Raw genomic sequence first — 21,857 nt, 5'->3', positions numbered from 1 at the left:
AATCTTATTCAGCTACAGGCAAGTACTGAGAGCGCAACATCAGTATTTTCAGGGCTCTGACAAGAAGCGAAAAAGAGATCAGCCACATACCAATCAGTATGGCGCCCTCAGGTATCCAGATAGGCGTTTCAGCGAGTGTTTCACTGACTACCCCTCGGCTAAAACTCCGCTGAACGTTTTGCAGCCAGAACGTAGATATCCATAGAAAGCAGCCAGCGGTTACCAGGCTACTGAAGAATTCAAGCGGCCATCGCTTATTCACAGGGATACGTTCAAGCAGAAGGGAGACTCTGATCAGCCCACCTTTCTCAAGTACGTAAGGAAGGCCTAGAAACGACATAGTGGCAACGGCATAGCCAATATACTCATCCAGGATATAGGTGGATTGGCCAAAAAACCTCAGCGCTATCTCCAGAAGAATATGGGCCAGCATATAAATAATCAGTACGATGGCAATCACAGCGCCGATTCTATTAAGCAGCATGGAGATTCGCTCCATGCTCTTTAGAAACATCATTGCTCGCCTCTAAACTCAATCAGGATTGATTGCCCCACATCACCAGTGTTTTGTAGCCAATTCTCAATAACGCTGTCTGATGCATCCGAAAGCGCGCTAAGCAACTCAGCTGATACCGGATCATTGATGGCTACATCATGCTCACCAAGCGTTTGATAGTTTTCTTCGGTACGGGTCTCAACAGCCGCCCAATTGTGCTGATCAGTGAGGTTGGCGGCTTCAAGAAGTGTATCTTGCTGTTCAGCGCTCAATGACTCAAATACACCTTTATTCATATGCACCATATTGAGCGGGATAGCATATTGAACTCCCGCAAAATGGTTCTGATGCTCCCAGAAACTGCCATTCGCGCCCGCCTCTGCCGAGGTTAATACAGCACTGATTCCACCGGTAGCCAGCTGAGGCACCACATCTCCCCAGGATAGGCTGACGGGTGAAGCGCCTACATTTCGGAAAGTTTCCGTTCCACTGCGATCAAAGGTACGGATTTTTAAGTTTTCCAGGTCATCCGGACTCTCTATTGCCGTCTTGGACCAGACGCCGCTCGGCGGCCAAGGCGATGCATAAAGCAGTATCTGGTCATTATCTTCAAATACTTCTTCGTAATGAGGCTTCGCTATTTCATATAAACGTCGCGCATCTGCGACGTTTTCAACAATAAAGGGCAAGGAAGAGAGCAGGAAGATAGAGTCAATTCCGCTCATGGTGCCCGAAAGCGTATCGGCTATATCAACGGCGCCATCGGCAACGGCATAAAAGTGGTCACCTGAATTAAAGCCTAAAGCACCACCCGTATGTAGCGTAATATTGATATCGCCATCCGTAAGCTCTCCTACTTTATCAATAAAATAGGCATCGCCTTGGGCGTGTATGGAGTTCGCATTATATTCATTGGAAAAGTCCATATTAGCTGACTGAGCAAAAGCGTAGCCGCTCACCAGTAACGAACCTAATAGAAGAGATGTGTTTATTACCGGCTTAAGCCCATTTTTTTTCGCAGCAGCTTTAGAAATCATTCAATGATCCTACTATTTATTATTGAAGGTATTTCTTAAACTACATTCATTGGCCAGCCAACTGTTTCCTATAGCGACATAAAAGCGTCAGATAGCGACACTGCGTGATAACAGATCTAAGAAGATAGGCCGTAACTCAATCACGGGGTCGTCGATCTCCCTCGAGAAAATTGGCCGTAAATACCGCTTTGCCGTATGTCTCAAACGACCACTTCATCACCTCGCTCAAGGCCTCCATAACCGCATCGAACTCACCAAATATCTGAGTGCTCATGCGGTTGGGATACACCTCTAGCCCCGTCGCCTCAAGGCGCTTGACCACGTCTTTTACCAGCGGTTTAACATCATTGCCCAGCGGGTAGTAACTAAGCTGCACAGAAAGATACATAACGCCTCCTTACGCTGTGTGTGATGGCCTACCAGTTGCGCTCGAAAAGCGTTGCCAAGCGGCCAGAATGGCTAACCGTGTTTCGTCGGGGTGCTCCATCGGAAACATATGGGTTCCTGGAGTGTCGCTCACGGTTAAGCCTTTCCGCTTCAAACGCTTGATACGCGCTGCGGTAAGCAAATCTGAATCCTGACCGGCAATAATCGCCAGCGGCACGCCTACCCGACTCGGCAAGCGCGAAAGGTGGTCCGGCAAGTGGCGAAAAATCTCCACCTCGACACGCGGATCAAACGTCAATTCTGCGCTGCCATCCTCTAAAAGCCGGGTACCTGCTTCAATGTAGTCGTTAAGCGCTGCCGGGGTAAAGCGGCTAAAGAGGCCGCGCTGGCTTAAGGATTTAGCCATCACCTCGCGGCTTGGCCACACGCTGCGCCGTCCTTGGGTCTTACCTGCCGGGGTAATGCGATCCATAAAGCCAAAACGCTTGGCCACCTTCATGGCCCAGGCGTCAGCTCCCAACATCAACGGCGGGTCGAGCAGGATCACCCCGCAAAAACGCTCGGGCTGCTTGTCGGCCGCCATGGCCATCAGGGTGCCGCCCAGCGAATGCCCCACGCCTAGCAGGGGCGCTTGGGTATCCGGCAGATAGCTTAATAGCTCATCCACCAGGTTGGCCCAATTGTGGTTCACTGGGTAGTCCGGATGATGCCCTAGCCGATCTACGGGGTGGATCTCAAAGGTATCAGCCAAGGGTTCGAGCAGGCTTTTATAGCTCAGCCCAGGAAACCCATTGGCATGGGCAAACATCAGATGAGGCCGTGCGGAGGTTGTTGTCATAAAAACTCTTGAGCCTTTAACGCCGCCGTTATGGTCGCCAGTACACGTGGCAATACCGTTTTCATACAATCGCTTTCATACACTCGTTTTCATATGATCGTTTTCATACAACCGTTTTAACGTGCGGACTCAAGAGCGTCAATCGACATAAGGTTTAACAGGCTAACAAAATATGTGTGGACGCTGATTTCTAAAAAAGAGAGAGCTGCTCGGCCGGGGCGGCTTCTGCCAAGCGATACCCCACCCCCAGCAGGCGCACCGGGCGCTCGCCGCGTGCCCAACCGACGTTCAACAGCGTTTCGAACTGTTCAAGGTTGGGCGCGGGGTCGGCATGTTCCACCGTTGTTTGGGTAAAATCGTTAAACTTCACCTTGACCATTAACCCTCTTACGCCAGGCGGTGGGTCCAGGCGGGCATAGCGGCGCTCTAAATCCTCTAACAGAATAGGGAGTTGTTGGCGGCACTCCGCAAGCGTGGGCAGGTCCTTGGCATAGGTCTGCTCGGTACTTACCGATTTACGCTCACGATGGGTTTTAACCGGTCGCTCGTCATGGCCGAGGCTTAGCTCGTGCAGGCGTTTACCAAAGCGGCCAAAATGTTCCACCAGCTCAGTAAGTGGGCGAATGCGCAGGTCAGCGCAGGTATGGATATCCAGCCGCGCCATCTTTTCAGCGGTGCGTGGGCCCACCCCATGAATCTTTTTCACCGGCAGCGCCTGCACAAAGCGCTCCACTTCATCAGGTGTAATCACACACAGGCCGTCCGGCTTGTTCCAGTCGCTGGCAATTTTGGCGAGGAATTTGTTGGGTGCCACTCCCGCCGACACGGTGATACCTACTTCCCGCCGCACCCGCTCACGGATCGCCTGCGCCATGCGCGTGGCACTGCCCTGGTGCAGCATCACCTCGGAGACATCCAGAAATGCTTCGTCCAACGACAGCGGTTCGATTAAATCGGTCACCTCGCGATAAATCGCAAAGACCTGGCGCGCCACTTCCTTGTACTTGGCCATATCGCCACGGATAAGCGTTAAATGTGGGCAGCGTTTCAGTGCCTGAGCCATCGGCATGGCAGAATGAATGCCGTATTCGCGGGCGGGATAATTGCAGGTTGCGACCACCCCGCGCTGCTCGACGCTCCCCCCGATGGCAATGGGAATATCCTTGAGCGCCGGGTTGTCACGCATTTCTACCGCCGCGTAAAAGCAGTCACAGTCGCAGTGAATAATTTTGCGCACTGGCCACCCTTCTCACCTGTAAAAAAACACAGTTTATCACAGGTTTTTCCCATTCAGGTTCCGCAGAATGTTCTCAGTACTTGTTCGCTGCTGGTGGCAGGAACGGCCAAGCGGCGCGCTTCCGGTGAGTCTTCGAAGGGCTTGGTCACCGCTGCAAGCAAGGTATGAAAAGGTGCGTAGTCGCCCTCGTAAGCGGCATTAATCACTTCCTGAACGCGGTGATTACGCGGAATAACGACTGGATTGGCGTGCCGCATCGCCTTCCAACGCGCTGCATCCTGATGGGCAACACACTCGGCCTGCCAGGCTTCTGTCCACGCACCCAATGCGTCAGGCTGAGTGGTTAACGCAAGCACGGCATCATGGGTTTGGGCACCCGGTGAGGCGGCGTACTGGGTCAACGCGTCAAAGGTTGCCGTCATATCCATCTTGCCTTGGGCCATCTGGATTTCAAGCGACGCCATCAGCGTATTGACTTGCTCGCTATCAGACGAAAGCCCTAGCTTATCCGCCTGACGCTTGCGCTGCTCATCGGCATGTATATCGGTAAAACGATGAATGGCCTGTGTTGCCTGCTCCACCGCTTCATCGCCCTGCGCCTGCATTAGCGGCAGTAACGTTTCTGCCAGGCGGGCCAGGTTCCATTGGGCAATCGCGGGCTGGTTTCCAAAGGCGTAGCGGCCGGCCTCGTCAATAGAGCTAAACACCTTTTGCGGATCAAACTGCTCCATAAAGGCACAGGGGCCGTAATCAATGGTCTCCCCGGTGATGCTGGTGTTGTCGGTATTCATCACACCGTGGATAAAGCCTACGCTCATCCAGTGCGCCACCAGCGCGGCCTGGCGGGCAACAACCGCCTCCAGCAGCGCCAGGTAAGGATCATCGGCCTGGGCCGCGTTTGGGTAGTGCCGCTCAATCGCGTAATCCGCCAGGGCTTTTAGGGTCTGTTCATTACGCAGCACCGAAGCAAACTGAAAGGTGCCAACGCGCACGTGGCTGCGAGCCACCCGGGTAAAAACAGCCCCCGGCTCAGGCAGCTGGCGTCTAACCACCTCTCCGCTGGCTACCGCGGCCAACGCCCGCGTGGTGGGTACGCCAATCGCCGACATAAATTCACTGACCAGGTACTCACGCAGTACAGGCCCGAGGGGCGAGCGGCCATCGCCGCCGCGTGAAAAAGGAGTTCGCCCGCTGCCCTTCAGCTGTATATCCCGCCGCTGGCCCTGCTCGTCTACCACTTCGCCCAGCAAAAGCGCCCGGCCATCACCAAGCTGGGGGACAAAATTACCAAACTGGTGGCCCGCATAGCCAAGCGCAATAGGGTCTGCGCCTGGGGGCAGCGTATTGCCGCTAAACCACTGCGCCAGCGTGGCATTATCAGGCACCTCACTCGCCCCAAGGGTTTGGGCAAGGGTGTGATTAAAGGCAATTAAGCTGGGCGCTTTTACCGGCGTGGGCTGGCACGCTATCCACAGCGGCTCAGGCAGTGTTTTGTAAAAATGCTCGAACGTCAGCATAGTCACCTCCTCTATCATTGGGCGTTATCTCCTAATACCCTAGCAGTTCACTCAAGCAGGCGGTGAGATAATGTCATCTCTTCACGGGCTACCTTTGCCTCCGGTGTCACGCGACTTCTATCAACGCGATACCGTCGCCGTCGCCAACGACCTGTTAGGTTGCTGGTTAGTGCGTGCCATAGACGGCGTTCAGATGGCGGCGCGTATTGTTGAAACAGAAGCTTATTGCGGCGCCCACGACTCAGCCTGCCATGCCCACCGTGGATTAACGCCTCGCACGGCGGCGATGTTCGGCCAGCCCGGTCACGCCTACGTGTACCTGGTGTATGGCATGCACTGGCTGCTTAATATCGTCACCGAACCTGAAGGGTCGCCTTGTGCAGTGCTGATCCGCGCTGTTGAACCCGTGCTTAACGAACAGGCCATGCGCGAGCGGCGCAGTATACCGGGCAGGCAATTATGTAACGGGCCCGGCAAACTCACCCGGGCACTTGGCGTGGATAAAGCGCTTTACGGCCACGATATGACGCACGCTGAGCAGTTGTGGGTATGTGCAGGCAGCCACTCGACGCCCATTGCCAGCGGCCCGCGTGTCGGCATCGACTACGCCGAGCCTCATGACCGTGATGCGCCCTGGCGGTTTTGGCTGGAAGGCAACCCGTGGGTATCCAAAGCGCGCTGACCCAGCGTCAACCGCTTAACGGCATGGGTTAATACCGGCGTTAATGGGGCGCGCCATTGATGGCTGAGTAGCGTATCTGCCCGGGTAACACCCAGCGACAGCGAGGCAATGGGCAAGCCCATGGCATGAGCATCACGACAGAAGCGGTAGCCCGAAAACACCATTAACGACGTGCCTACGGCCAGCACCGCATCCGCCTTGTTCAAGCCTGCCTGCGCCGCTTGGCGACGCTCTGCAGGCACCACGTCGCCATAATAAACCACGTCCGGCTTTAAAATACCGCCGCAACGCGGGCAATCAAGCACGCGAAACGTACTGAAATCGGTTTCCAGGTCAGCGTCGCCATCCGGCGCGTGCGTGGCATTAAGTACCGCAAAGGCAGGGTTCATGCGCGCCATTTCGCTATGCATGGCGTGGCGCATCATCTGGTAATGGCAAGTCATGCACTTCACCAGATCCGCCCGGCCGTGCAGGTCGATGACACGCTTTGAACCTGCCCGCTGATGAAGGCGGTCAACATTCTGCGTTACCAAAAGCTCTACAAACCCCATCGCCTCCAGCGCTGCCAACGCCTGGTGAGCACCACTTATTTGGGCTTCGCGGAGTGCTTTAAATCCGACCAGCGCACGCGCCCAATAGCGCTGACGCACGCTGAGCGATGCCATAAAGTCGCCGTGCTGAACAGGAGGTGGCCGCTTCCACTGCCCGTTAGCGTCGCGGTAGTCGGGAATACCGCTATCGGTACTCACACCTGCGCCGGTAATTACCCACAACCTGGGGTGCTGCTCGATAAAGCGAGCAAGTTCAAACCCCGCTTGGGCCACACTTTTTTCCATTTCCACGGCCTGCGTCAATTGATGCCCTAGGCAAGTTTCCCCTATCTCGACGATACTGTAGGACATTATGGGCACATGCAACGTACCTGGTCTCAGCGTACCTGGTCTTAACGTACTTAGTCTCAGCGTACTGAGCAGCGATGCCTGACCATGCATTGAAGGAGCGCCTCATGCAGAGCGATCACGATATTATTATTGTTGGCGGCGGTATGGTGGGAGCCGCGCTGGCGGCCCGGTTGGGTAACGCGGGCTACGCTATCGGACTGATCGAGCGAGGTGCCACGCCTACCCCCATGAGCGGCGATTATGACCTGCGTATTTCATCGTTAAACGCCCGCTCGCTGGCGTTTGTTAAGCTCAGTGGTACAGACCTGCCCCAGGAACGCTGCTGCCCCTTCCGCCACATCGATGTCTCCAACCTGGACGGCACTGGGCATAGCGTGTTCTCTGCCAGTGATAGCGGCATGGACGATTTTGGCCTGTTTATTGAAAACCGAACGCTTCAGTACGCCCTTTGGCAGCGCCTTAAAGAGCTGCCCAGCGTTACCTGTTATACCCACTGCGCGCCTATCAATACGCTGATTGCTGGCGACAAGCGGGTGGTCGAGCTGGATAACGGCAAGATGCTGAGCGCGCGTCTGATGGTCGGTGCCGACGGTGCGCGTTCAACGCTACGCCAGTTGGCAGGCATTGAGGTCACTAGCCATAACTACCATCAGCGGGCGCTGATTGTGAACGTGGAAACAGCGCTTCCTCAGCAGGATGTTAGCTGGCAATACTTTACGCCGACCGGACCCATCGCCATGCTGCCGCTACCCGGCCATCGGGCATCGTTAGTGTGGTACGACCATGATGAGACGACCAAAGCCCGCGAAGCGCTGGATGACGACGCGCTTAAAGCGGCGATTGAAAACGCGTACCCCAAACGGCTGGGCAAACTGACCCGCATTGTCGCCCGCGCCAGCTTCCCGATTAAACGCCAGCACGCCCGCCGCTATATAGGCAAGCGCTTAGCGTTAATTGGCGATGCTGCCCATGTGGTTCACCCGCTGGCAGGCCAAGGGTTAAATATTGGCCTGCACGATGCCGATACATTGGCCGAGATGGTTATTAAAGGCCGCGACCCGGGCGACCACATTAACCTGCACCGTTTCGAGTGCCAGCGCCGCGTGGCAAATCAGGCCATGATCGCCGCGACCGACAGCTTCCACCACTTGTTCACCGGCGCCAAACCACTGCGCCAGCTGGGTGATCTAAGCCTGCATTTGGCCGAACGCTTCCCACTCGCCAAGCGCATGATGATGCAACAGGCCAATGGGTTGAATCCGTTTAAGAAGGGATAGATTTATTTCATAACCGGTCGGTAAACGCAGTGGCGCATGCTGCCAAGACTGGAGCTTGCGCCAGCTACTTACGGGTTATTAGCACTTCGTAAGGCGGTGAGCCCCACTCCCGCTGACTGAAAACCACCGTCAACCGCAATTGTCTGCCCCGTGACATACCCGCCCTCAGGGGAGCATAAAAAGGCAATCACCTCGGCTATTTCTTTCTCCTGGCCAAACCGGTTAAGAGGAATGGTCTCAAGGTAGCTTGCTTTCATTTCCGGCGCGGCTTCCACCAGTTTTGCCAATAGCTCCGTCTCTACGGGCCCAGGCGCTACACAGTTGGCTCTTATACCGTGCTCGCCCAACTCCATTGCCTGCTGCTTGGTTAAATGAATAACCGCCGCCTTGGACGTACCATAAGCCGTTCTTAACGTACTGGCGCGCAAACCCGCGATAGAAGCTACGTTAACAATCGCTCCGGATACCTTTTTCATCAGCGGCGTAAGGGCCTGCGTGACAAGAAAGGTGCCGTCCAGGTTCACCGACATGATTTTTTTCCAACTATCAAAGCCAGTCTCCTCTATCGGATGAAGAGCGGCTATTCCTGCGTTATTGACGAGCGCATCGACACGACCATATTGGCGCTCGATGACCGCAGCCATGGCGATAACGTCATCAGGATTAGAAACATCACATTCGATTGGCAGCACGCCGCTGTACGTCTCGGCCAATTCGTTGGCAACCGTATAGCTCATGTCCACCACGGCTACGTCATAACCCTTTGCAAGAAAAATCTCTACGGCAGCAAGCCCGATTCCCCGCGCACCACCGGTTACAACGGCAACTTTTTTAGTGACCATCAAGCACCTCTTCTCTCGTTATTATTGACTGACCAAAAGCATGGATATCTGCGGGAAGAAAGCCACTAATGCGAGCCCTACCAAACACGCGCCAACACAAATAAAGGTGCCTCGCGCTATTTTTTCAATGGAAAGACCTGTCACATTCGCAGCGACATAAAGATTAATACCCACAGGTGGTGTTATCAGGCCAATGGAGAGGTTAATCATCACCAAAACACCAAACCAGACAGGGTCCCAGCCAAGCTGGTGCACAATAGGAAGAAACACCGGTAACGAAATAAACATTACCGTTACCGCATCCATAAACATGCCAATAATCAGTAGAATCAGCATGATAACCAATAAAACAACCCACTCGTTGTTGCTCATGCCTAACAGCATGGAAGAGTAAGTGCCTACCAGGTCATCAACCGTTACCACCCAACCAAACAGGCTTGCGTAAGCAACCACCAGCATAACGACGGCAGACGATGCCGCCGCATCACTAACGGCTTCATACAATTTTTTGATGCTTAATGTTTTATAGATGACCGCGCCCACCAGTAACGCATAGATAGTGGCCACTAATGCGGCTTCCGTAGGGGTAAACACACCGGCGTATATCCCTCCCAAAATAACGACCGGCGTGAGCAAGCCCCAAAAAGAGTCTTTAAAGGAAGCCCATAATCGACCTGCATAGCCCAGTTGCGGGTAAGGGTTATCGCCCATCGACATAACGGAAGGTTCAGATGGCAGGCCAGATGATCCCGCAGTTCCCGCGTTTTTCACGCGCCCCCACGGCAGGGTCACTATCATTAAACCGCCCATCATCAGGCCAGGTAAAATGGCAGCCATAAACAGCTTCGATATTGAGGTTTCAGCAATAACGCCGTAAATCACCAACCCGATAGAAGGCGGGATAACGATCGACAAGGCCGCGCCCGTACACACCAAACCTGCAGCATAGGCCTTGCGGTAGCCGTCTTCTTCCATGCCTTTTATGATCATGGGCCCAATGGCGGCAACCGATGCCGGGCCAGAACCGCTAACAGCCCCCCAAAACAAACAAACGACCGTACCGACGATGCCCATTCCACCGGGAAGACCACCCACCAGTACTCTGAAAAAACGGATCATCCGGTCAGCGATTCCAAGCCTTCCCATCAACGTTCCGGCAAGAATAAAGAAGGGAATCGCTAATAATGAAAATTTGGTAATACCTGTCGCAATCAAATCACCGGCGAGATCTAACCCAAACCCCATGTGCCACATGGCATAAATAGCGGATAGACCGAGTGAGAATGCGACGGGCACTCTCAACAAAAGCAGCAGGAAAAAGACGGTAATCATCTGTGAACCTGTCGAAAGCGTGCCGAAGATATCAAACATCTGCGCCTCCGATCGTGGGTTCCACGTTGCCGTTCATTTCTTGCCATGCACGCTGCAAAAATCGAATAGCAATGAGAATAAAGCCAAAAGGTATCGCAACGTGGTAGTACCAGGCGGGCAATCCTAGTCCGTAAGAGCGGGTTCCACTATTAAACTGATTGCTTAACACTTCCCAAGAGAAATAGGCTGACATGCATAGTAACGTTACAGACAGCAGCACAGACAACATAAAGACGACTGTTTTAGCGTGCCTTGGCAAGGCGTTATAGAGAACAGTTACCGCCAAGTGTTCACCCCGCCTTGCCGCAATCGCCGCGCCAAAAATGGTTAATATCAAAAACCCATTGGTAAGAAGTTCTTCTGTCGCGGCAAGCGAGTAGTTAGTACCGTATCGAACAACGACATTAGCGAAACCAAGTAGCGCCATACTCAAAAAGAGGCCAGTGCATACTATTTTTTCAAATTCGTTAATTATAAATTTCATAAGGCATTGACCCTATACTGACACCAATAACTCTGACTAAGGTTAGTCAGAGTTATTGTCAGTAAATGCTATTCGTTATTGCTGCTTGGAACTTTCTATCGTTTCGACAAAGCTGGAAACGATGTCAGGACCGACTCTTTCAGCCCAGATATCAAAGGCAGGTGCCGTTGCTTGCCTAAATACCTCGATCTCTTCCGGGGTCAATTCGGTAATATCCATGCCTTGTTCACGAAGGAAGTCGACGCCCTTGGCCGTATTTTCGCGAGTGATGGCGAGCTGATGCGCCATGGCCTGGTCAGCCGCTTGCTGAACCATCTCCTGCGTTTCAGCATCGAAGCTTTCCCAACGCTGCTTGGAAACGCCTAAAAAGACAGGGTCATACGAGTAGTGCCAGAGCGTTATATAGTCTTGCACTTCATAAATACGCTGGGGAATGATAACGGCACCAATTCCGTTCTCCTGGCCGTCAACAACGCCTTGCTGCAATGCCGAGATCGTCTCGACCCACTGCATTTGCTGCGGGTTGGCGCCTAATGCATCCATAACATCAACATACATAGGGCCTGCCACACGCATATTTAACCCGCGCATATCGTCAGGGCTACGAATCGGCCGTTTACTATTGGTCAGTTCACGAAAACCGCTTTCACCCCAGGCCAACACCTTAACGCCCTTTTCATCCATGATCTCTTCAAGCAACGTAACCGGCTCGCCGTTCATGGTGGCGTCTACCTGATCATAACCGTCGTAGAGATAAGGCAGTGAAAAAACAGCCATTTCAGGTATTAACGGCGTGACATTAATGGCGGAGGTCATCACTAAATCAATAGCGCCCCTACCCACCATTTCAAACTGGCGCATCTGGTCGCCACCCGCTAACTGTGAGTTAGGAAACGTACGAACAGATAGCTCGCCTCCTGAGGCTTCATTTAACAAGTCGTTAAAGAGCTCAGCGGCTTCATGCCACGTAGTGGTGTCACCGGTGTTATGAGAAAGCCTTAATGTTTCAGCGGATGCCGCACTGGCAAAAAGCAAGCTTGCAACAGAGGTGGCCCAGACAGTTTTAAAAAAAGCATGGCGTTTCATTATGTTCTATTCCTCGTGGCGTATTCGTGCTAACGCACTTGATTGTTATAATCCACAATATGGACCATTCGTTATATATACGACAATAAAAATTTGCCAAAAGCATTCCAGAAAGTCAAAGTATCAGCAAAACAAGCTCAACACACGCGCCATTAAAACAACAATCGGTCCATAATATGGAACACAAAGCCTTAATAACGGAGAGCACAACCGCTGGTGCACAAAGTGTTGACCGTGCACTGGGGTTATTAAGCCTGATTGCTCGACAAGCCGAAGGCAGCTCACTGGCCGATTTAACCAGGCACAGTGGTTTAAACAAGCCCACGGTAAGACGATTGCTGCTGGCACTTATTAATGCAGGAATGGTAGAGCAATCGCCCGCTAATCATCATTATCAATTAGGCCCAGAAGCCTATTTGCTGGGCCACAGAGCTTCCGAGCAACATAACCTGACGCGCCTGGCTACATGCAATGTCGCTCGTTTAGCGCAGCGAACGGAAGATGCCGCTTGCCTTTCTATCCGCCGAGGCCACTTCTCGCTGTGTCTGTATCGTGAAGACGGCGTTTATCCCATTCGGACCCATGCCCTGGTGCAAGGCGCCTATCATCCTCTGGGAGTAGGCGCAGGCTCACTCGCCATGTTGGCAGCGCTGCCTGACGCTGAAATTACCCACGTATTAGATGCACAACGCTCGCTCCTTGAACAGCAGTACCCCCAACTGGCTCCAGAGCATATGGTAAACCTGGTGAACGAAACGCGGTTGCAGGGCTATGCCGTTAACCCAGGGCTGGTGTTTGCGGATTCATGGGGAATCGGCATTGCCCTACGTTGGCCTGATGGCGTACTGGCCGGCTCACTTTCGTTGGCAGCGATAGAGAGCCGCATGCAGGAACCACGCCGTTCCCAAACGCTTGTGCCGAGATTAAAAGAAGAAGCGTTAGCGATTGAGCATCTGTTAGCCGCTGAATTTACAAGACATCAAACATCTCCCACTCCCCTCGCCAGGAGCAAATAATGACAAAAGCACAGATCGTCGGCTGGGCCCACTCCCCTTTTGGAAAATTGCCCGAACCCGATACTCAAGCGCTGTTGCAAAGCGTGGTCCAGGATGCGCTTGTTCATGCAGGCGTCGATCATGAGGCTATCGACGGCATTTTTGTCGGTGTCTATAACAACGGCTTCTCGGCTCAGGATTTCCAGGCAGCCCTTGTGGCGATGGGCGATGAGCGCTTTGCGCACACGCCCGCCACGCGTTACGAAAATGCCTGCGCGACAGGCAGCGCAGCGCTACATGGCGCGCTCGACTTTATAGAGTCTGGCCGTGGACGCATCGCCCTGGTCATCGGCGCTGAAAAAATGACAGCGACGCCTACCGCTGAAGTGGGCAACATTCTGCTAAGCGCCAGCTATCACCGTGAAGAAGCCCATATTGCGGGGGGCTTTGCGGGGGTGTTCGGCGAAATTGCTGACCGTTACTTCCAAACCTATGGGGACCGCTCCTACGAACTCGCCATGATCGCAGCCAAAAACCACGCGAACGGTGTGTTTAACCCCTATGCCCAAATGCGTAAAGATATCGGCGTCGATTTCTGCGCCACCGTTTCTGAGCGCAACCCGACGGTCGCAGGCCCTTTGCGTCGTACAGACTGCTCGCTCATTTCGGATGGCGCGGCAGCCATGATCATTGCCGATGCCGAAACGGCCGCTCAATTAAAGCGTGCGATTGCCTTTCGGGCACGAACGCAAGCCAATGACTTAATGGCGCTTTCAAGACGAGACATATTGGAGTTTCGTGGGGCATCAATGGCCTGGCAGAAAGCGCTCGCAAGCGCTGACGTCAACATTATGGATTTATCCCTCGTCGAAACACACGACTGCTTCACTATCGCCGAGCTGCTTGAATACGAAGCGATGGGGCTCGCCAAAAAAGGGGAAGGCTATCGTGTTATCCAGGAAGGTATCACGCAAAAAGATGGCGCCTTGCCCGTCAACCCATCCGGCGGGCTAAAGTCCAAAGGTCATCCTATCGGCGCTACCGGGGTTTCCATGCATGTAATGGCCGCCATGCAGTTAATGGGTGAGGCGGAACAAATGCAAATACCCAATGCAAACCTGGCTGGCGTCTTCAATATGGGCGGCGCGGCGGTCACTAATTACGTGTCTATTCTGGAGCGTGTGAAATGAGCCTGAATGAACACAATAGCCTCGTGCCTGTTTCTACCCGAGTGATGAATCTGTCTCACCTTCTCACCGAAAGCTCGCGCCGCTTCTCGAATGAGATTGGTTTTGTGTGGGGCGAAAAGACCTGGACATGGAAAGAGATGGAGGAGCGTTCACAAGCGTTTGCGTACGCGCTCCGCCATGAAATGGGCCTGCAAAAGGGTGACCGCTTACTGGTTCAGTCCTCCAACTGCCACCAAATGTTTGAAGCGATGTTTGCCTGTTGGAGAATAGGCGCCGTATGGGTGCCGACCAACTATCGTCAGTCGCCCGACGAAGTGGCTTACCTGGCTGAATCCTCTGGGGCAAAAGGCCTGCTTTGTGGCGCCAGCTTTACTCGTCACGCCGCCGCTTGCGCCCCTCTTGTTGATGTAACGATCTCGATTGGAGAGAGTGATTTCGCCGTCGATTATGAAACGCTGGTTGAACGCCTTTCAGGCCAGCACATGCCAACCGCCGCGGTTAATCGCGATGACCCTGCGTGGTTTTTCTTCACCTCTGGCACCACCGGGCGCCCCAAGGCAGCGGTACTGACCCATGGCCAAATGGCCTTCGTTGTCACGAATCATTTATGTGACTTGATGCCAGGAACCAGCGCCTCTGACGCGTCTATCGTCGTCGCGCCTTTGTCTCACGGCGCGGGCGTTCATCAGCTTGCCCAAGTCGCTCACGGCGTTAAAACCATACTCCCGGCGGACGAGAAATTTGACCCCGAGGTGATTTGGCAGCTTGTTGAAAAGTGGAGAGTGACCAACCTATTCACCGTGCCCACTATTGTCAAAATGCTCATTGAGCACTCCAGTGTAAAGCGGCATGACCACTCCTCCTTACGCTACGTTGTCTACGCTGGTGCGCCCATGTACCGGTCCGACCAGGTGAAAGCGCTGGAAACATTAGGGTCCGTACTGGTTCAGTATTTCGGGCTTGGCGAGGTGACCGGCAATATAACGGTGCTGCCCCCCGCACTTCACCACGTTGACGATAACCACATGAAAATAGGGAGCTGCGGCTTTTCGCGTACCGGCATGCAGGTGCAAATTCAGGATAGCAACGGTGCTGAAGTTGCTGCCGGTGAAACGGGAGAAATCGCCGTCATCGGGCCGGCTGTTTTTGCGGGCTACTACAATAACGCCGAAGCCAATCAAAAGAGCTTTCGAGATGGCTGGTTTTTAACGGGCGACCTGGGCCATCGGGATGAAGAAGGATTCATTTACCTGACCGGGCGCGTTTCGGATATGTATATATCGGGCGGCTCCAACATTTATCCTCGCGAAATCGAAGAGAAGCTGCTTAGCCATCCTGCCATTTCCGAAACAGCCGTATTGGGCGTACCTGACCCTGTCTGGGGTGAAGTCGGCATAGCCGTGTGCGTGCTTTACCCCGGCCAGCCACTGGATGCTGCCTCCTTGAATGCATGGCTGGGTGAGCGCATTGCTCGCTACAAGATGCCTAAAAGCTACGTATTCTGGGAAGAAATGCCCAAAACGGCTTACGGAAAAATCACTAAAAAGCTCATTCGTGAAACATTAACGGAGCGTGGTGAATTACAGGAGGCAACATGAGTTCACCACCCAGCAATGCGTCAACGCTTGGCTATATCGAGCACCCAGGCACGCCTGCACAAACGCGCTACCAGGCGCAGCTCTGCCATACCCAAGAGCGATCACTCACGCTTGAAGGCGGCCAAACGCTACATGACGCCATCGTTCAGGCGCTTCAAAAGCAGGCCATCTCGTCAGCGTACTTAACGATCAATAATGCAGCGATGCAAACGCTTCACTATGTCATCCCGGGCGATGACCCAAGTGGGCAACATGCCGCCTGGTACAGTGAAACGCACCGTTTATCACCACCGGCAAACATACACACCGCAGGCATTCATGTAGGCCTGCGTGATGGTGAACCTTTTCTGCATTGCCACGGGATATGGCAGCGAGGCGATGGGCATACCGCGGTTGGCCATCTGCTAGCGCCCGCGTCGATATTAGCCAATGACATTGAGGTGTCGTGTACCGCGATAGAAGGCGCCTATTTGGCCGTCACGGCTGATGAAGAAACCCGGTTTCCTCTTTTTGCGCCTTACCAGGGTGCCAGCAGTGCTGCTAAGCCCAATGCGCTTTTACTGACGCTACGCCCGAATCAAGACCTCAATGCCGCCATCGCAGCAACCGCTAAACGTTACGGGATTGATACGGCACAGATCATGGGCCTTGGAAGCCTGGTGCAAACCTGTTTTACAGACGGCCACCAGCTTAAAAGCCACGCGAATGAAATACTGATACTCGATGGAACATTGAAAGATGGGCAACCCTCACTTCAAGCAGTCTCTGTCGGTATCGGTGGCGAACAACATCAAGGAGCGCTTGCCCCTGGGCGAAATGCTATCTGCGTTACCTGTGAGCTATTGCTGCGCTTTTAATTCGCTCTTATCGGTTAACGTAGAAGGGGTTATCGCGTTACTGAAAACATCGCCTGCGCTGTGCATGGCCGCTAACGCTTGATAATGCAGCAGGCCAATGGGCCGAACCCGTTTAAGATACGGTAGCGGCAGGCAGCCAAGACAGTCATGTTTGCATCCACCCCAGCGGAAAAACTGAAGTGGCGGCTTTTATGACGGCCACCGAACGGGGGCAAGTCAGGATTTATCATCTATCCAGACTTTCAGATGCTCCCCAAAAACCCACGGATTACCGGAATAATGACATCGCCATGGGTTTCCAGTGCAAAGTGCCCCGTGTCGTAAAAGCGAATATCCGCCTCAGGAATATCCCGCTTCCAGGCTTCAGCCCCCGGCGGAAGAAAGAACGGATCATGCTTACCCCACACGGCGAGCAGCGGCGGCTGATACTCACGAAAATAGGCCTGAAATTCGGGATACTTCTCAACGTTGGTTGCATAGTCCAGCAACAGGTCGAGCTGAATATCGGCTATCCCCGGTTGAGAGATCTGCGCGCCTTCCAACGTATAGGCGTCCGGTGCTACAGCACTGGTATCGCTGACTCCCTCCAGGTACTGCCATTTGATGGACGCAGGTGTTGGAAAATCGTCAAGGGCATCACGGTTCGCCTTTGAAGGATTTTCCCAATACGTCTTGATCGGCTCCCACCCTGTTGACAGCCCCTCCTCATAAGCATTGCCGTTTTGCGAAATGATGGCAGTGATTTTTGCCGGGTTAGCCACCGCCAAACGCCAGCTAACAGGCGCACCATAGTCGTGAACGGCAATGGCGTAGCGGTCAAGCTTCAACTGATCAGTAAATTGATCAATCGTCTTCGTCAGGTTGGCAAAGGTGTATTCATACTGGCCGCGCGGCGGTGCTTGAGTAAAGCCAAATGCTGGCAAATCAGGCGCTACGACGTGGTAGTCATTGGCCAGCGCCTCAATCATATCGCGCCACATATACGATGAGGCAGCAAACCCATGAAGCAGCAGTACCGTCGGCGCCCTCGCGTCCCCCGCTTCGCGATAGAAGACATCGACATCGCCCACTTTCTCGAAACGATAATGAACCTGCCGAGTTGTCGAGCCAACGCCCTGCTCAGCATTGGCTCTCAGCGCTGCCTGAATGTCAGCCGAGGCTGACCTGTTTTCCGTTGTCATGGATGACTCCTTAGTAACCGTTAATAATACTTTTTGAAGGTTAGTTAAAACAGTAGTAACCTGTCAAATAGAAAATTAAAGGTTACTCAATATGCCATCACACATTACTCCTCCGTTAATTGCAGGCAATCTCGCCATTGATTTCATCAACACTCAGTTTGGCGTAGGGGATGAGCGTCAGGAGTGTCTGACTGATAACAGCAGTGTCATTGCGTGGCTTCAACAGGCGGGCGTGTTGTCGGAATATCGTGAAAGCCCACCGCTTGGGCTAGTCCAACTTGCTCGGGAGCTGCGCGACAACATGCGGGAACTCCTTATCTCGGCCCAACAGGGGCGGGCTGCGGATCCCTCAGTCGTGAATCACGTACTGGAACGGGGCTACCCCATAGAGAAAATTGAATGGCAGCCAGCGGAAGCGGCGTTTCAGAAAAAAACCTATAAGCGCAACATGGAAAGCGAGAGCCTGTTACAACCTGTCGCGTGGGCGTTGGTCCAGCTGCTGACTGAGGAAGATGTGCAACTTGTTAAAGAGTGTGAAGCCTCGGACTGCATTCTACTGTTCCACGATCAAACAAAATCTCACCGGCGCCGCTGGTGCAGCATGGCGTCTTGCGGAAACAGAATGAAGGCGGCCGCTCACCGGGCCCGTAAAAAAACGAGGTAGTCTATTATCTGGTAAAGCTCGTTATAGGGGGCCTGCAACTTAGCCCCCCAGCCAAGCGCTTGATCAAGACCCTTTGATTTCAGACTGCCCTTCGACTTTCTCCACAGCCGGTGACACTCGCCATGATGAAAACAGCGTTAGCCCTATCGTTAGCCCTAGGCACCATGATACTGATCAGCGGGTGTAATCAAGACACCAATACCGCCGCATCAAGTGCCGCCGATTCAGATACGGTAGCCGAGCAAAGCCAGCCCTCTCACGAGGTTACCGATCAATGGGTCGGTAGATGGACGGGGGTGGAGGGTTTATACCTTGAAGTCCAACAGGACGAGACGGCAGGCCCCGGCCATTATCTGCTTGAAATGCAGTACGGCCTGGACGCCGACCAACACGGCACATTCGAAGGGCAAGCTACAGACGACGGCATTAGCTTCAGCCGCGATGACGGCCAGCAGCGACTTCGCGCCGGAGACGGCGAAGCCACCGGCTTGAAATGGCTAGCGGAGAAGGAAGACTGCCTGGTAGTGCAGGCGGGCGAAGGCTACTGCCGCGACTGATTTCCCGGCAATCACAAGAAGCGGCTACCTGCTTTCGGGTAGCCGCCCATTCGCAAGAATCGTTAAAACCGGGAAAACTTATTCGCTCGCCACTTCAGAAAAGTGGCCCGACTTATCCAGGCTAAATTCAAGAAAATCTCGCGCCAGGTAAAGCGCGCCCGAATAGGCGCTTTGGGCCTCTTTGCGGATATCCTCGATAGAGGGCGATGCCAGGGGGTTGAGCTGATAACGCGGGCTAAAGTGCGTCAGCACCAGGTTGGGCAGCGCTACCGTTTCGGCAAAATCAGCTACAAGCCTGGCGTAGCTATGCCCTACTTCAAGCGCCTTCTGGGCCATTTCCTGCGTATACGTGGCTTCATGCACCAGCACTTGCGCCCCAGCGCACGCGTCCCACAACAGCTCAGGCTGGGCATTGTCTCCTGCGATGACCACTTTCCTGGCCTCATGCTTGAGGAGTAAGCACTCATGGCTTGTTAATGTCTCACCCGCGAACTCAATATCGAACCCTTTTTTCAACTGCCCCCACAACGGCCCTCTGGGAATCCCCTTCTGGATGAGCTTTTCGATATCCAAGGCAGCATCGACGTTTTTCTCTGTCAACGCATAGGCATAAGATGCCACCCCATGGGAAAGTTTGAACGTGGCAACCGCCATGTTTTCAAACTCAATGCTCGGCAGGTCATCTGAGCAGATAAACTCCAGCGCGAAGGGCAAGCTTAGCTGCGTGGCCTCGCAAGTAGCCTCCCACCACGCTTTGATGCCTGCGGGTGCGACAATGGTAAGCGGCGCTTTTCGGCCGTTCATTCCCGCACTCGCCAGTATGCCCGGCAGCCCATAGCAGTGGTCGCCGTGCACATGGGTAATCAAAATGGCGTTTAATGAATGAAACGACAGCTTCGTACGCAAAACCTGATGCTGGGTGCCCTCTCCACAATCAATCAGGTACCAGCCTTTGCCCTTGCTCTCGCGCAAAGCAATGCCAGTCACATTTCGGCTTTTGGTGGGCACACCGGCGGAGGTGCCTAGAAAGAGCAGGTTCATAATTATCCAAGTGATTTGAAGCTCGGCTTAACACAGCCTGCACAAGACGTTATGACTTGAAATCGGCTTCTTCTGCAAGCAAAACAACGATGATTGTGGGTTTTCAATTGGTACTTTCCTGCTCCTTAACGTACTTGTAATCTGCCAAATATCCCACTTCGCCACCACAGGAGCATTGATCGACCGCTTTTCGCGTAACAACCTTCTCGCATTGAACGCAGAACTGTTCATGCCGCCGCCTTCTCTTCCTGCAATATAGAAACACGACAAGATAAATAGTGACTCCCAGAAGCGCGTAAAACGGTAAACGCCCAAACAGCCCCCCCCCCCAACTGACAGGATCAAGGCTGCTTCTATATTTTGAATAGCCAACCTTTTGCGAGGTTGTAGCCATAAGCAGTAGAAAAAGCGCCATGAAACCCGGCTGTAGCGTCACTTGCCCCAGTCCATTGAGCGCCCACAGTACTTTTTGAATATTGACGATGATGCTCAACAATTGAAAAAAAGCGTTCGCTGGTAGATATAATGTACTGCCGTTTAGCACCCTACGACTTAAATCTATTTAGTCGACCCAGTACCTCCTGTGCCTCGGGCACACCTGCAGCGGCCGATTTTTCTATCCACTCACAGCCTTTCACATAATCCTCGTAGCCAGCCCAGCCATCAATGAGCGCCAGTCCCCAGTTATATTGGGAAAGCGAATGACCTTTATGGGCTGCTTTCTCGAAGTACTCACCGGCCTTGACGTCATGGACGGGCACAAACTGCCCTAGCATGTGCATACAGCCCAGTTGAAACTCCGCCTCTATACACCATTTGCCATTTAGACCTGCGATTTTTTCAAAATACTGGTAAGCCTTGGCATGATCCTCCTTTACCCCCTTGCCATTGAGGTAGCGATAACCAAGCCCAAGCGCTCCTTTTTCGCCTCCCAGCGCATCCAGTTGCTTGAGGTGGCGGACTGACCTCGCCTCGTTATTATCTTCGAAGCTGGCCGCCATAAACTGATGATAGGAAATACATAATTTTTTCCAGGTAGCGTTAGGTAGCCATGCTTTGAGAACAGGCTGTTTAACGTCAGTGTTTACCCGGCGCAGGCGGGGAATACGCTTGAAGGGGCCAGAGCCAAGCGTCCACTTCAAGGTAGCGTCATGAATGGGTGCAGCGCACTCTTTACAGATCAGTCGCGTTCTATAAAGAGGCCTTGCAATGCTTACAGAGCTAAGCAGCAGCAGACCCAAAAAAGAGGCTATATCGTTTGCTACATAAAAGATGAGAGCGCCAAGTCCCATCACGAATATAATTATCTGGAGTGCGATAAGGGCGATATTGCCAAATGTGATCGGCACGATGTATTGCGTGTTGCCACCACAGTTAGAGCAGCGTACTGCTTCATCTAATTTCCGTTTTTTCAAAGATCACCTGCTCTATCTCCTGTACCGCTAACTATCCACTATCAGATGCTTGCTCAGGCTCACCGCGTTGATGTCAGGGTAGCCCCGTCGGCTATAAACAAACGCTGCTTTCCACTCAATGTGATTGTTGCACCTGTTACCCGTCTTTTAGGGAAGCTCTGAAAAAGTCACTGCCATCAGCGATAATACGGCTATCGTCAACT

Annotated in this window: 22 protein-coding genes; 8 read left to right on the top strand and 14 right to left on the bottom strand. The window is 53.3% G+C overall.

Going from position 1 to position 21,857, the window contains the following annotated elements; all coding sequences use genetic code 11:
• Window positions 1–4: 4 nt before the first annotated feature.
• The 6 genes from CZ787_RS07715 to CZ787_RS07690 all read right to left on the bottom strand — a co-directional run bounded on the left by CZ787_RS07715 (window position 5) and on the right by CZ787_RS07690 (window position 5,512).
• On the bottom strand, window positions 5–517 hold the full coding sequence (locus CZ787_RS07715) for a TRAP transporter small permease (protein WP_087107862.1): 513 nt from the start codon (window positions 515–517) through the stop codon (window positions 5–7).
• Window positions 514–1,533, bottom strand: coding sequence for a TRAP transporter substrate-binding protein (locus tag CZ787_RS07710; protein ID WP_087107860.1), 1,020 nt, complete (start codon window positions 1,531–1,533; stop codon window positions 514–516). The genes CZ787_RS07715 and CZ787_RS07710 overlap by 4 nt, the downstream gene beginning before the upstream one ends.
• 136 nt (window positions 1,534–1,669) lie before the next feature.
• Window positions 1,670–1,921, bottom strand: coding sequence for a thiamine-binding protein (locus tag CZ787_RS07705; RefSeq protein ID WP_087107858.1), 252 nt, complete (start codon window positions 1,919–1,921; stop codon window positions 1,670–1,672).
• A 9-nt stretch (window positions 1,922–1,930) separates the two neighbouring features.
• Window positions 1,931–2,758, bottom strand: a complete 828-nt coding sequence (locus CZ787_RS07700; RefSeq protein ID WP_087107856.1) for an alpha/beta fold hydrolase — start codon at window positions 2,756–2,758, stop codon at window positions 1,931–1,933.
• A gap of 190 nt (window positions 2,759–2,948) precedes the next feature.
• Window positions 2,949–3,995: a DNA polymerase IV gene (dinB, locus tag CZ787_RS07695; RefSeq protein WP_087107854.1), complete on the bottom strand. Its 1,047-nt coding sequence runs from the start codon at window positions 3,993–3,995 to the stop codon at window positions 2,949–2,951.
• Between the two features lie 53 nt (window positions 3,996–4,048).
• Window positions 4,049–5,512, bottom strand: coding sequence for a protein adenylyltransferase SelO (locus tag CZ787_RS07690; protein ID WP_087107852.1), 1,464 nt, complete (start codon window positions 5,510–5,512; stop codon window positions 4,049–4,051).
• Between the two features lie 70 nt (window positions 5,513–5,582).
• On the opposite strand from CZ787_RS07690, the gene CZ787_RS07685 reads away from it, so the two are divergent.
• The gene (locus CZ787_RS07685) at window positions 5,583–6,194 is read left to right on the top strand and encodes a DNA-3-methyladenine glycosylase (RefSeq protein WP_087107850.1); all 612 of its coding nucleotides are present in this window, start codon (window positions 5,583–5,585) and stop codon (window positions 6,192–6,194) included.
• On the opposite strand, the gene CZ787_RS07680 is transcribed toward CZ787_RS07685, so the two are convergent.
• Window positions 6,128–7,030 (bottom strand): NAD-dependent protein deacetylase, encoded by a 903-nt coding sequence (locus CZ787_RS07680; protein WP_087107848.1) that lies wholly within the window; start codon window positions 7,028–7,030, stop codon window positions 6,128–6,130. The two genes, CZ787_RS07685 and CZ787_RS07680, sit on opposite strands and share 67 nt — an antisense overlap.
• 170 nt (window positions 7,031–7,200) lie before the next feature.
• Here CZ787_RS07680 and CZ787_RS07675 point away from each other — a divergent pair, with 170 nt between their 5' ends.
• Entirely contained in the window at window positions 7,201–8,373 is a 1,173-nt protein-coding gene (locus CZ787_RS07675; protein ID WP_087107846.1) for a UbiH/UbiF/VisC/COQ6 family ubiquinone biosynthesis hydroxylase, read from the top strand.
• Between the two features lie 68 nt (window positions 8,374–8,441).
• Here the strand turns inward: CZ787_RS07675 and CZ787_RS07670 are convergent, their stop codons facing one another.
• The 4 genes from CZ787_RS07670 to CZ787_RS07655 all read right to left on the bottom strand — a co-directional run bounded on the left by CZ787_RS07670 (window position 8,442) and on the right by CZ787_RS07655 (window position 12,156).
• Window positions 8,442–9,215, bottom strand: a complete 774-nt coding sequence (locus tag CZ787_RS07670; protein WP_087107844.1) for an SDR family NAD(P)-dependent oxidoreductase — start codon at window positions 9,213–9,215, stop codon at window positions 8,442–8,444.
• Window positions 9,216–9,236: 21 nt separating this feature from the next.
• Window positions 9,237–10,586 (bottom strand): TRAP transporter large permease, encoded by a 1,350-nt coding sequence (locus tag CZ787_RS07665; RefSeq protein ID WP_087107842.1) that lies wholly within the window; start codon window positions 10,584–10,586, stop codon window positions 9,237–9,239.
• Window positions 10,579–11,070: a TRAP transporter small permease gene (locus tag CZ787_RS07660; protein WP_087107840.1), complete on the bottom strand. Its 492-nt coding sequence runs from the start codon at window positions 11,068–11,070 to the stop codon at window positions 10,579–10,581. Before CZ787_RS07660 ends, CZ787_RS07665 begins: the two co-directional genes overlap by 8 nt.
• 75 nt (window positions 11,071–11,145) lie before the next feature.
• Window positions 11,146–12,156 carry a DctP family TRAP transporter solute-binding subunit gene (locus tag CZ787_RS07655; protein ID WP_087107838.1) on the bottom strand — a complete coding sequence of 337 codons (1,011 nt, stop codon included), beginning with the start codon at window positions 12,154–12,156 and terminating at the stop codon, window positions 11,146–11,148.
• Between the two features lie 176 nt (window positions 12,157–12,332).
• Here CZ787_RS07655 and CZ787_RS07650 point away from each other — a divergent pair, with 176 nt between their 5' ends.
• From CZ787_RS07650 to CZ787_RS07635, 4 genes are read left to right on the top strand one after another with little or no spacing between them, the layout of a single operon-like run.
• Window positions 12,333–13,172, top strand: a complete 840-nt coding sequence (locus CZ787_RS07650; protein WP_087107836.1) for an IclR family transcriptional regulator — start codon at window positions 12,333–12,335, stop codon at window positions 13,170–13,172.
• Entirely contained in the window at window positions 13,172–14,341 is a 1,170-nt protein-coding gene (locus CZ787_RS07645; RefSeq protein ID WP_087107834.1) for an acetyl-CoA acetyltransferase, read from the top strand. Before CZ787_RS07650 ends, CZ787_RS07645 begins: the two co-directional genes overlap by 1 nt.
• Complete coding sequence (locus CZ787_RS07640) at window positions 14,338–15,939, top strand: acyl-CoA synthetase (RefSeq protein ID WP_087107832.1); 1,602 nt, start codon at window positions 14,338–14,340, stop codon at window positions 15,937–15,939. Before CZ787_RS07645 ends, CZ787_RS07640 begins: the two co-directional genes overlap by 4 nt.
• Window positions 15,936–16,796, top strand: coding sequence for a DUF296 domain-containing protein (locus tag CZ787_RS07635; protein WP_087107830.1), 861 nt, complete (start codon window positions 15,936–15,938; stop codon window positions 16,794–16,796). The genes CZ787_RS07640 and CZ787_RS07635 overlap by 4 nt, the downstream gene beginning before the upstream one ends.
• Before the next feature lie 242 nt (window positions 16,797–17,038).
• On the opposite strand, the gene CZ787_RS07630 is transcribed toward CZ787_RS07635, so the two are convergent.
• Window positions 17,039–17,977, bottom strand: coding sequence for an alpha/beta fold hydrolase (locus CZ787_RS07630; protein ID WP_217883852.1), 939 nt, complete (start codon window positions 17,975–17,977; stop codon window positions 17,039–17,041).
• Between the two features lie 91 nt (window positions 17,978–18,068).
• Between CZ787_RS07630 and CZ787_RS07625 the strand changes: the two genes are divergently transcribed.
• A complete protein-coding gene (locus tag CZ787_RS07625; RefSeq protein ID WP_087107828.1) occupies window positions 18,069–18,641 on the top strand; it encodes a CGNR zinc finger domain-containing protein in 573 nt (190 codons plus the stop codon).
• Between the two features lie 122 nt (window positions 18,642–18,763).
• Complete coding sequence (locus CZ787_RS07620; RefSeq protein ID WP_087107826.1) at window positions 18,764–19,198, top strand: hypothetical protein; 435 nt, start codon at window positions 18,764–18,766, stop codon at window positions 19,196–19,198.
• Between the two features lie 78 nt (window positions 19,199–19,276).
• Here the strand turns inward: CZ787_RS07620 and CZ787_RS07615 are convergent, their stop codons facing one another.
• Both CZ787_RS07615 and CZ787_RS07605 read right to left on the bottom strand, forming a co-directional pair.
• The gene (locus tag CZ787_RS07615; RefSeq protein ID WP_087107824.1) at window positions 19,277–20,239 is read right to left on the bottom strand and encodes a ribonuclease Z; all 963 of its coding nucleotides are present in this window, start codon (window positions 20,237–20,239) and stop codon (window positions 19,277–19,279) included.
• A gap of 545 nt (window positions 20,240–20,784) precedes the next feature.
• Window positions 20,785–21,381, bottom strand: a complete 597-nt coding sequence (locus tag CZ787_RS07605) for a tetratricopeptide repeat protein (RefSeq protein ID WP_176372192.1) — start codon at window positions 21,379–21,381, stop codon at window positions 20,785–20,787.
• Between the last annotated feature and the right edge of the window lie 476 nt (window positions 21,382–21,857).

This window comes from Halomonas citrativorans (assembly GCF_900163645.1).
GTDB lineage: Bacteria > Pseudomonadota > Gammaproteobacteria > Pseudomonadales > Halomonadaceae > Vreelandella > Vreelandella citrativorans.
Note: the sequence above shows the minus strand (reverse complement) of the source record. Positions and strands in the feature narration are given on the sequence as shown.

Excerpts from the sequence above, each read along its gene's own strand:
- CZ787_RS07645 (WP_087107834.1), top strand. The coding sequence starts at position 13,172 with ATGACAAAAGCACAGATCGTCGGCTGGGCCCACTCCCCTTTTGGAAAA.
- CZ787_RS07685 (WP_087107850.1), top strand. The coding sequence starts at position 5,583 with ATGTCATCTCTTCACGGGCTACCTTTGCCTCCGGTGTCACGCGACTTC.
- CZ787_RS07710 (WP_087107860.1), bottom strand. The coding sequence starts at position 1,533 with ATGATTTCTAAAGCTGCTGCGAAAAAAAATGGGCTTAAGCCGGTAATA.
- CZ787_RS07715 (WP_087107862.1), bottom strand. The coding sequence starts at position 517 with ATGATGTTTCTAAAGAGCATGGAGCGAATCTCCATGCTGCTTAATAGA.
- CZ787_RS07640 (WP_087107832.1), top strand. The coding sequence starts at position 14,338 with ATGAGCCTGAATGAACACAATAGCCTCGTGCCTGTTTCTACCCGAGTG.
- CZ787_RS07660 (WP_087107840.1), bottom strand. The coding sequence starts at position 11,070 with ATGAAATTTATAATTAACGAATTTGAAAAAATAGTATGCACTGGCCTC.
- CZ787_RS07615 (WP_087107824.1), bottom strand. The coding sequence starts at position 20,239 with ATGAACCTGCTCTTTCTAGGCACCTCCGCCGGTGTGCCCACCAAAAGC.
- CZ787_RS07620 (WP_087107826.1), top strand. The coding sequence starts at position 18,764 with ATGATGAAAACAGCGTTAGCCCTATCGTTAGCCCTAGGCACCATGATA.
- CZ787_RS07680 (WP_087107848.1), bottom strand. The coding sequence starts at position 7,030 with ATGGAAAAAAGTGTGGCCCAAGCGGGGTTTGAACTTGCTCGCTTTATC.
- CZ787_RS07630 (WP_217883852.1), bottom strand. The coding sequence starts at position 17,977 with ATGACAACGGAAAACAGGTCAGCCTCGGCTGACATTCAGGCAGCGCTG.
- CZ787_RS07650 (WP_087107836.1), top strand. The coding sequence starts at position 12,333 with ATGGAACACAAAGCCTTAATAACGGAGAGCACAACCGCTGGTGCACAA.
- CZ787_RS07625 (WP_087107828.1), top strand. The coding sequence starts at position 18,069 with ATGCCATCACACATTACTCCTCCGTTAATTGCAGGCAATCTCGCCATT.
- CZ787_RS07690 (WP_087107852.1), bottom strand. The coding sequence starts at position 5,512 with ATGCTGACGTTCGAGCATTTTTACAAAACACTGCCTGAGCCGCTGTGG.
- CZ787_RS07655 (WP_087107838.1), bottom strand. The coding sequence starts at position 12,156 with ATGAAACGCCATGCTTTTTTTAAAACTGTCTGGGCCACCTCTGTTGCA.
- CZ787_RS07635 (WP_087107830.1), top strand. The coding sequence starts at position 15,936 with ATGAGTTCACCACCCAGCAATGCGTCAACGCTTGGCTATATCGAGCAC.
- CZ787_RS07665 (WP_087107842.1), bottom strand. The coding sequence starts at position 10,586 with ATGTTTGATATCTTCGGCACGCTTTCGACAGGTTCACAGATGATTACC.
- CZ787_RS07705 (WP_087107858.1), bottom strand. The coding sequence starts at position 1,921 with ATGTATCTTTCTGTGCAGCTTAGTTACTACCCGCTGGGCAATGATGTT.
- CZ787_RS07700 (WP_087107856.1), bottom strand. The coding sequence starts at position 2,758 with ATGACAACAACCTCCGCACGGCCTCATCTGATGTTTGCCCATGCCAAT.
- CZ787_RS07675 (WP_087107846.1), top strand. The coding sequence starts at position 7,201 with ATGCAGAGCGATCACGATATTATTATTGTTGGCGGCGGTATGGTGGGA.
- CZ787_RS07670 (WP_087107844.1), bottom strand. The coding sequence starts at position 9,215 with ATGGTCACTAAAAAAGTTGCCGTTGTAACCGGTGGTGCGCGGGGAATC.